This window comes from Rhizobium sp. KNZ2-6A (assembly GCF_056755475.1).
In genome coordinates, this window is record NZ_JBNDIC010000023.1 from 91,558 (window position 1) to 100,232 (window position 8,675).

10 protein-coding genes are annotated in these 8,675 nt (G+C 59.8%); 1 reads left to right on the forward strand and 9 read right to left on the reverse strand.

Features of this window, described 5'->3' with window-relative positions:
* Nucleotides 1-62 precede the first annotated feature (62 nt).
* From ACPYOP_RS17375 to ACPYOP_RS17410, 8 genes are all read right to left on the reverse strand, one after another.
* Entirely contained in the window at nucleotides 63-494 is a 432-nt protein-coding gene (locus tag ACPYOP_RS17375; RefSeq protein WP_047627360.1) for a Ros/MucR family transcriptional regulator, read from the reverse strand.
* Between the two features lie 529 nt (nucleotides 495-1,023).
* Nucleotides 1,024-1,389, reverse strand: a complete 366-nt coding sequence (mnhG, locus tag ACPYOP_RS17380; protein WP_481411603.1) for a monovalent cation/H(+) antiporter subunit G — start codon at nucleotides 1,387-1,389, stop codon at nucleotides 1,024-1,026.
* Entirely contained in the window at nucleotides 1,389-1,766 is a 378-nt protein-coding gene (locus tag ACPYOP_RS17385; protein WP_481411604.1) for a cation:proton antiporter, read from the reverse strand. Before ACPYOP_RS17385 ends, mnhG begins: the two co-directional genes overlap by 1 nt.
* Nucleotides 1,763-2,236: a Na+/H+ antiporter subunit E gene (locus ACPYOP_RS17390; RefSeq protein ID WP_481411605.1), complete on the reverse strand. Its 474-nt coding sequence runs from the start codon at nucleotides 2,234-2,236 to the stop codon at nucleotides 1,763-1,765. Before ACPYOP_RS17390 ends, ACPYOP_RS17385 begins: the two co-directional genes overlap by 4 nt.
* Nucleotides 2,233-3,795, reverse strand: coding sequence for a Na+/H+ antiporter subunit D (locus tag ACPYOP_RS17395; protein ID WP_481411606.1), 1,563 nt, complete (start codon nucleotides 3,793-3,795; stop codon nucleotides 2,233-2,235). Before ACPYOP_RS17395 ends, ACPYOP_RS17390 begins: the two co-directional genes overlap by 4 nt.
* Before the next feature lie 4 nt (nucleotides 3,796-3,799).
* Nucleotides 3,800-4,177 (reverse strand): Na+/H+ antiporter subunit C, encoded by a 378-nt coding sequence (locus ACPYOP_RS17400; protein ID WP_481411607.1) that lies wholly within the window; start codon nucleotides 4,175-4,177, stop codon nucleotides 3,800-3,802.
* Nucleotides 4,177-4,596, reverse strand: coding sequence for a Na+/H+ antiporter subunit B (locus ACPYOP_RS17405; RefSeq protein ID WP_481411608.1), 420 nt, complete (start codon nucleotides 4,594-4,596; stop codon nucleotides 4,177-4,179). The genes ACPYOP_RS17400 and ACPYOP_RS17405 overlap by 1 nt, the downstream gene beginning before the upstream one ends.
* Nucleotides 4,593-6,989 carry a putative monovalent cation/H+ antiporter subunit A gene (locus tag ACPYOP_RS17410; protein WP_481411609.1) on the reverse strand — a complete coding sequence of 799 codons (2,397 nt, stop codon included), beginning with the start codon at nucleotides 6,987-6,989 and terminating at the stop codon, nucleotides 4,593-4,595. Before ACPYOP_RS17410 ends, ACPYOP_RS17405 begins: the two co-directional genes overlap by 4 nt.
* A 345-nt stretch (nucleotides 6,990-7,334) precedes the next feature.
* Between ACPYOP_RS17410 and ACPYOP_RS17415 the strand changes: the two genes are divergently transcribed.
* Nucleotides 7,335-7,850 (forward strand): hypothetical protein, encoded by a 516-nt coding sequence (locus tag ACPYOP_RS17415; RefSeq protein ID WP_481411610.1) that lies wholly within the window; start codon nucleotides 7,335-7,337, stop codon nucleotides 7,848-7,850.
* Here ACPYOP_RS17415 and trhA read toward each other — a convergent pair.
* Nucleotides 7,825-8,493, reverse strand: coding sequence for a PAQR family membrane homeostasis protein TrhA (gene trhA / locus ACPYOP_RS17420; RefSeq protein ID WP_481411611.1), 669 nt, complete (start codon nucleotides 8,491-8,493; stop codon nucleotides 7,825-7,827). The genes ACPYOP_RS17415 and trhA overlap by 26 nt on opposite strands.
* Between the last annotated feature and the right edge of the window lie 182 nt (nucleotides 8,494-8,675).

The following is an 8,675-nucleotide window of genomic DNA, read 5'->3' on the forward strand; positions in this document are numbered from 1 at the left end:
TATCCGTAGATAAAAAACCCGGCTCGAGAGCCGGGTTTTTCTTTGGTTCAGCAATGGAACTCTCAGCGGCTGCCGCGCTTGCGGCGCTGGCCGAGGCCCATTTCCTTTGCAAGGCGCGAACGGGCTTCGGCATAGGCCGGTGCCACCATCGGGTAATCGGCGGCCAAATCCCACTTCTCGCGATATTCTTCCGGCGAAAGACCATGATGGGTCATGAGATGGCGCTTCAGCGACTTGAAGCTGCCACCACATTCCAGGCAGGTGATCTGATCATCCTGCACGGACTTACGAACGGATACGGCCGGCTTCTGCTTTTCGACCACGGTTACGGCAGGTGCCGGAGCCGAGGTGTTGCTCAAGGCGGAATGTACGTCGGAAATCAAGTTCGGAAGGTCGCTGACCGGTACGACATGGTTGCTGACATAGGCCGCAACGATGTCGGCGGTCAGTTCAACCAGTAACTCCTGCCCGTTGCCAAGGGCCGCATCTGTCATTGTGTTCTCCTGTTCATCGGCTTGCTTGCCGCGCCGAGCCTCCAAAAGAGCACAGGGCACAGCGTTGCTGTATAATCTGCGCCTGGCTTCGGAAATCTGCTGATTCCGGAGTGTCCCAGCGCCGAGCAATCCGCGCAAACGTATCGCCCGTATTCGTAGCAGCCATCAGCAAGAAAACGGTGCATAACGCCACATTTCTTAACGCGTGAAATCCACCCCTAGACTTCATGCGAGGGAAAACCGCCCCTTGCTGCCTGATATCAGAATTAGCGACCACGATAGCGATCTCTAATCGCTGATCGGAACAAAGTTTTGCTCAGCTTTGTATCAAGGAAAGATAAAAGCATTGAGAGCTTAAACCCGGTCGAGACTAACTTAACATCAGAACTCTACTTGAATCTGAATTAGCACTCTTTACCCAAATGTCCAGTTTTTAATCCCAACATTTCTTCGCAAAAAATTCATCTACTAAAAAATGGATAACTAATAACGCGAACAGATATTCCTTCATTAACAATTTCTGCGTTTGTTAGCTCTTTTTTCCATTCCCGCGTTTCGCGAGCGGCCCCTGCCGCCACAATTCATCGCGCACCGAAGGTGCGGTTAAGCGATGTCCCGCCTTGTGCGCCGCACGCGCAAGAAGATGTGCCGAAATCGGCGCGGTCAATACGAAAAAGACAAATCCGGCCAGCGCCCGCGCCAATATCGACAGGTCCTGCGAATGAATACCGACCGCAAGTAGCAACAGGCCGGAACCCACCGTGCCTGCCTTCGATGCCGCATGCATGCGGCTATAAAGATCGGGAAGACGAACAATGCCGATGGCGGCAATAAGCGAGAACAATGCGCCGGCCAGTAAAAGCACGGCAACCAGGACAGCCCAAAGCAAATCCATCAGCGCCCTCCTTTCTGCGGCTTGTTCCGCTTGCGCGTCTTCTTGCTTTTGGACGCGCCTATAGTGTCCGGGCGTTCGGCATGCCGGCTCGAAATATCGGGTTGCGCCCGCGTCAGGATGAACCGGGCGAAGGCGACGGTAGCGAGGAAACCGACGAGGCCCAGCGAAATGGCAATATCGATGTAAAGCGTGAAGCCGGTCTTGATGGCGATGACGGCAATGAAGCCGATAGCGATTGCCACCAGCATATCGAGCGCCAGAACCCGGTCCGGCAATGTCGGACCGGCAACCACGCGATAGACCGTAAACAGGAAGGCGATGCTCAGAATGCCGAGCGCCACCATGGCTGCTACCGAAACGATGGATGCGGCCATCATCGGAAAGCCTCCATGATGCGGCGCTCGAAGCCGTCGGCAATGCCGCGTCTGATGGTGTCCGGATCGGAGCAATCGAGCGCATGGACATAGAGTATCTTACGATCATCGGAAACATCGACGGACAGCGTGCCCGGCGTCAGCGTGATGAGATTAGCAAGCAGCGTGATTTCGAAATCGCGGTCGACCGTCAGGGGAAAGGCGAAAATCCCGGGTTTCACATCGATCCTGGGGCTCATGACGGCCACAGCAACCGCCCAGACAGACTTTGCGAGCTCGCATATGAACAGCACCAGGAGCGCAAGGATGCGGCTGATACGACCGAGATAGAGCACGCCTCCGTAGGACGATCGCACGGTCGCGAGCGCAATCGCCGCAAGGACGAAGCCGAAGACCAGATTGATGAAGGACGCGCTGCCGGTTACGGCGACCCAGACGATGGCAAGCAGCAGATTGAAGATAAAGAGGATCATTGAGCCCCTCCCGCCGTGGGAAAGACGGAGTGCAGATAGGCCGATGGCTGCTCGAGGCCGGTAGCGGCCGCCTGCGTCAGGTGCAGGAGCCGCTCCGGAAACAGGCCGAAGCCGATAACAAGCAGCGAAAGTGCAAGGAGCGGCAAAGCGGCCTGCCACCTGATCGGCTCCGCCGCCATGGCGTCATTCGCCGCGGGACGCCAATAGGCCAGGAGGAACACCCGCCCGAAAACGATCATCGTCAGGAAACCGGCCAGCAGGATTGTTGCAGCGAGCCACCAAGCGCCCGTTGCGAGCGCAGCCTTTACCAGCACGACCTTGGGCCAGAAGCCCGAAAAGGGCGGCAAACCGCTGATGGCAAAGAAGAGCACCAGCGAGAGGCCGGCAAACCAGCCGCTCCGCCGATAGAGCCCGCCGAGTGCCGCGAGCGAAAAGCTGCCGCCGAGCCGTGCCGCCTGCCCCGCAAGTAGATAAAGCGCGGTCATCAATACCATCGAATGCAACGCATAGAAGATCGCCCCGCTGAGGCCGTCGGCGTTGCCGAGGGCCGCACCCGCCAGCATCGTGCCGATGCCCGATATGACGATATAGCCCAGCATGCGGCGGATATCGTTTGCCCCAAGCGCACCCATGACCCCGACAAGCATGGTCGCGATGGCGATGACCGTGATGAGCGGATCCAGCCCTGCCCGCTCGACCGGCAGCAGCATGACCAGAACCCGGATGAGCGCATAGATGCCGACCTTGGTCAAAAGACCGGCGAAAAGCGCCGAAACGGTGATACGGGGCGTGTGATAGGAAGCCGGCAGCCAGAAATTGACCGGGAAGGCCGCCGCCTTCATGCCGAAGGCCAGCAGGAACAGGCCTGCCAAGGTCGTCAGCGGCGCATTGCCGTCGTCCGCTCTCGCCTTCATGGCGATATCGGCCATGTTGAGCGTGCCGAAGACGGCATAGAGATAACCGACGGAAACAAGGAACAGCGTGGTGGCGATGAGATTGAGGACGGCATATTTCAGCGCGCCGTCGATCTGCTCGCGCTCCGAGCCGAGGATCAGCAGGCCGAAGGACGAGATCAGCAGCACCTCGAACCAGACATAGAGATTGAAGACATCGCCCGTCAGGAAGGCACCACTGACGCCTGCCAGCAACAGCATCAGGAAGGGGAAGAAACCGTATCGCCGGCCGCTTACGGTGATTTCGCCGAGCGCGTAGAAACTCGCCAACAGGGCAACGATCGCCGCCGTCAGGGCCATGAGCGCACTGAAAATATCGACGCTGAAGGCGATGCCGAACGGCGGCAGCCATCGTCCCATGACCATCGTCATGGCGCCGTCGCTGACGACCTTGTAGAGCAAGGCGGCGTCGATGAGCACCAGCAATACGAGCCCGGGAATAGCGATCGCGGCATGCCATTCGGTGCGGTTGCGCACCATCAGCAGAATAGCACCGAGCCCGATGCACAGAGCGACCGGCAGGATGACAAGCCAATGCCCCAGCGGCACGGGGGCCGCGACCAGCGCGGCGGAGAGATCGACGGGAATATCGGTCGGTCCGGCCATTGCGTCAGTATCCCAAGGGCGGCAGTGGCCGCTCGTCCGGTTCGGCCACCAGCATCTCGCCGGTATTGTCGGTCCTCAGGTCTTGATAGGCGCGATAGGTCAGGACAAGCAGAAAAGCGAGGAACGAAAAGGAAATGACGATCGCCGTCAGGATCAATGCCTGCGGCAGCGGATTGGCGGCTGCATTGTCGAGCGTGCTCGCCCCTTTCTGGATGATGGGAGGCACCTCGGGCGTGACCCGGCCGGCGGTAAAAAGCAGAAGATTGACGGCATTGCCGAGAATGGCGATGCCGAGCATGATGCGGATCGTGAATTTCGACAGCATCAGATAGATCGCGGCGGCGAAGAAGAGACCGACGACGAGGGCAAAGACAACCTCCATCAATCCACCTCCCGCTCTTCGAGCGCCAGCGCGATCGAGGTAATGGCTCCGACGACCACCAGATAGACGCCGATATCGAAGAGCATGACGGTCGAAAGCGGCACCTCGACGCCGAAGAGATGCGGATAGATCCAAAGGCCGGTCATGAACGGCACGCCGGAAAAGACGGACAGGAAGCCGGCAAGGGTCGCCGCCAGCAGGCCGAAGCCGGCGATCGCCAGCGGATGAAAGATGATGGCTTGCCGGACTGCCGTCACGCCGCAGGCAATGCCGTAGATCGCCAGCGCCGAGGCTGCGATCAAGCCGCCGATAAAGCCGCCGCCGGGTTCGTTATGGCCGCGCAGCAGCACGAAAACGGAAAAGAGCAGCATTAGGGCGGTCAGAAACGGCGCGGCGGTGCGGAAGATCAGCGTATTCACGAGCGCTCGGCCTCCATCCTCTCGCCGAGACCGGCCTTCTCCTCAAGATCGGGGTCGTTGGCCGCGAGCTTGCGCCCGCCGCCTGTGCGGATGCGGATCAGCGCCAGGATCGCAAGGCCGGTCATGGCGACGACTGCGATCTCGCCGAGCGTGTCCGTGCCGCGGAAATCGACGATGATGACATTCACCACATTGTCGCCATGCGCGATCAGCTTCGAATATTGATTGAAGAAGGCCGTCAGCGTCAGGTCGAACGGCGCCTGGGTCGCCTTCAGCAACAGAAGCGCAAAGCCGATGCCGCAGGCAATCGCCAGCACGGCATGAGCGACCCTGGCAAGCAGCGGCCGGCGATCCGAAGGCGAGAGGCGCAGGCGCGTCATCACCAGGGCGAGGATCACGACCGAAAGAGTCTCGACCATGAACTGCGTGAAGGATAGATCCGGTGCCCCGAACAAGAGGAAGATGACGGCGACGGCAAAGCCCTGAATGCCGAGCGAAACGATGGCTGTCAGCCGGTCTCGCGCAAACACGACCGCGGCAACGCCGATAATGGCGATCAGGAAGATCGTCGCTTCGTGCCACTGCAGGTTCGGCCAGGCGGGCATGTGAGGCAATTCACCGTGGATGACAAGGGGGATCAGCAGCATCGCCGCCAGGCAGAGGAAGGTGACGGTGACGTAGATTTCCAGCCGCCCAGGCTGCAGCACACGCGATACCGCATGCGACAGCCGCACTAGGCCGGAGATGAACCCGTCGAAGCCACGGTCCGGCCCCGGTCCCAGCATCCGCAGGACAACGGACATGAAAAAACGCGCGCGGTCGAGCTGCCAATAGACAAGGATGCCGATCAGCACGGTCACGATGGAGAGTACCAAAGGCACGCCGATATGCGGGGCCAGCGAAACCGCGATCTGTAAACCCTTGCCACTGACGGCGCTTGCCATCGGTGAGGAGACATAGGCGTGCCACGGCGCCGCGAACAAAGCCGACGCGATGCCGAGCAAGGCAAGCGTGACCGGCCCGAGCCAAAGCAAGGGCGGCGCTTCATGCGGATGGCGCGGCGTCTCGGTCAGCGGCCCCAGGAAAGGCTTCAGCGCGACGGCAAAGGCGATGGCGAACATCAGCGCGTTGCCGGCTACGGCAATGATCGTCAGGATGATCGCAGCCGGCGATGTCTGCGCCAGCGCGGCGTAAATCTCTTCCTTGGCCAGGAAACCGAAAGCCGGCGGCAGTCCTCCCATCGACACCGCCGCAACCAAAGCCGCGGCAAAGGTCAGCGGCATGGCCGAGCGCAGGCCGCCCAGCCGGGTGATATCACGCGTTCCCGTCTCATGGTCGACGATGCCGGCGACCATGAACAGCGCGCCCTTGAACAGCGAATGCGCCACCAGATAGAGGACGGCGGCTTCGATGGCATAATCCGTGCCGAAGCCGGTGAGCATTACCAGCAAGCCGAGCGAGGAAACCGTCGTATAGGCGAGCTTCAGTTTCAGATCGGTCTGGCGGATGGCAAGCAGTGTTCCGACGAGCAGCGTGGCGGCACCAAAAGCCGGCAGGATCGTCTGCCAGGCCAGCGTATCGCCGAGGACCGGATTGAGCCGCATCACGAGATAAACGCCCGCCTTCACCATGGTTGCCGAGTGGAGATAGGCCGAAACGGGCGTCGGCGCTTCCATGGCATTCGGCAGCCAGAAATGAAACGGAAACTGCGCCGACTTGGTGAAGGCGCCGCCCAGCACCAGGATCAGGGCCGCAAGATAGAGCGGGCTCGCACGCACGACATCGCCGGCTTTCAACAGGTCGGACATGGCGGTGATGCCGGTTATCTGCCAGAGCAGTAACAGGCCGGCCAGCAGCAGCAGCCCTCCGCCGCCGGTCACGACCAGCGCCTGCAGCGCCGCCCGGCGCGAGGCTTCCCGCTGATGGTCAAAACCGATCAGGAGGAAGGAGGTGATCGAGGTCAGCTCCCAGAAGACGAACAGCGTCAGGAAGCTATCCGAGACGACAAGGCCGAGCATCGAGCCCATGAAGAGGAAGATGAAGGAGAAGAAGCGGCCAAGATCCGCGTGCCCCTTCAGGTAGCCGCCGGCATAGAGGACGATCAGCGCGCCGATGCCGGTGATGAGCAAGGCGAAAGTCAGCGACAGGCCGTCGATCAGCCAGGAAAACCGCAGATTGAGGCTTGGCACCCAATCGAAGCCGCCCGATTCAACCTGCCCGGCTGCGATTGCAGGAAGGAAACCCACGAAATGAAGGACGGCGAGCACTGGGAACAACGCCAAGAGCCAGGCCGCGTTATGACCTAGCCGCCGAACAGCGATGGGCGCGATCAATGCACCGAGAAAGGGCAGGCATAGTGCCAGGAATGTCAGGCCCGCGGTGGCGGCGGCCATGTTCCCCCCTTTGCTGAATGATCATCGAATCCGTCAATACCGGAGCTGACTTGAAGGGATAGGCGAAAGGGCACATCGCCTCAAGCCCTGGAGAAGGAAAAGCGGACGTAAACCACCGAAATCGGTTTTGAAACGGCAGCCTGTAGAAGTTGCAAATTCTGGAGCCACCGCAGCTCCGCAAACTGCTTGATATGATCGCGGTAAACAGCCAATTGCGCATAGCTCGCAATGAAGTTGTAACGAATTGGCGCTAATTTACGCTCGCATCTTGAATCGCTATGGAATTTTTGCCGAAAAATGCGCTAATCTTGATCGGTATGCAGATCCAGCCTCCCAGGAACCGCAATGCTCGCCCGCCTGATCGCTCTCCTGCTTCTTTCCCCCGCCTCGGCCTTTGCCGCGGATTGGCGGCCCTATGACAATGCAGGTCTCGGCTATGCGATTGAGCTGCCGCCGGAATTCCATCCTGCGGCTCCCTCCAGCGATACAGATCGGCTCTCGCTGTCGCCGGCGGACCGCTCGGCGACACTGCAGGTTTTCAGCACGATGATCGCCAATGGCGACTTTGCGTCGGAAGCGAATGGGCGCGTGGCGCTGGCGAAAGACGACGGCTGGAAGATCTCCTATTCCAAATCGAACTCGCGCGGCATCAGCTTCTCGGGCACCAAGCAGGGACGGATCGTCTATGTGCGCGGCGTCGCGCTCTGCAATGGGGCGGCCGCCTTCTTCCAGATGGATTATTCAAAAACGGATATGCAGCGCTACGACGCCATTGTCATGCGCCTGGTGCGCAGCCTGCGCTCGACCAGGAAGTGCACGCCAACGGCTGAGATCGTCAAAAGCTTTCCGGTGACAGGCTGAAGCAGGTCAGCACCGCCGAATAATGCACGGCGGCCGCGGCGACGACGAAGCCGTGCCAGATGGCATTCTGGAAGCGCAGCTTTTCCCAGACGTGAAAGATCACGCCAAGCGAGTAGATCACGCCGCCGATGACGATGAGCAGCATCGAGGCGAATGGGATATGCATGGAAACCGGCTTGGCGACAAGGATGCCGCTCCACCCCATGGCCAGGTAAAGCAGGATCGCCAATCGGTCGTAGCGCCCTGGAAACAGACATTTCAGGATGATGCCGAAGGCGGCGAAGATCCAGACGACAATCAGCACGCCGAGCAACAGCGGGTCCTCGGCTCCCCGCTCGAGAAAGGGCGTGTAGGTGGCGGCGATCAGGACATAGATGAAGGAATGGTCGAAACGCCGGAGAAACCATTTCGTCTTCGACACCGGCCAGAGATTATAGGTGAAGGACATTCCGAGCGTCAGCACCAGGCCGACCCCATAGATCCAGGCCGCTGCAATTCCTCCGTGGGAGCTCCAGACCGTCGCATAGAAGATCAATACGGTCGCACCGATCAATGCAAAGACGACGCCGACACCATTGACTATGCTGTCGGCGATAATCTCATAGCGATCATAGGCCCAACGGATGCCCCTATATTCGGTCATTTCATTCGGTTCCGTTTCCGTCCGCAATCGATCTTTGCACCGGGACGATGCGGAAGCAACTGCGCCAAACGCGCGCATCGATCAATCTTCGTAAACAGCCTACCCACCCCATCCGTCAATGGAAAGCGAACGCTCAATCCGCAATTTATAGGCTTCTGTGAACCTGTCTCTTATACACATCT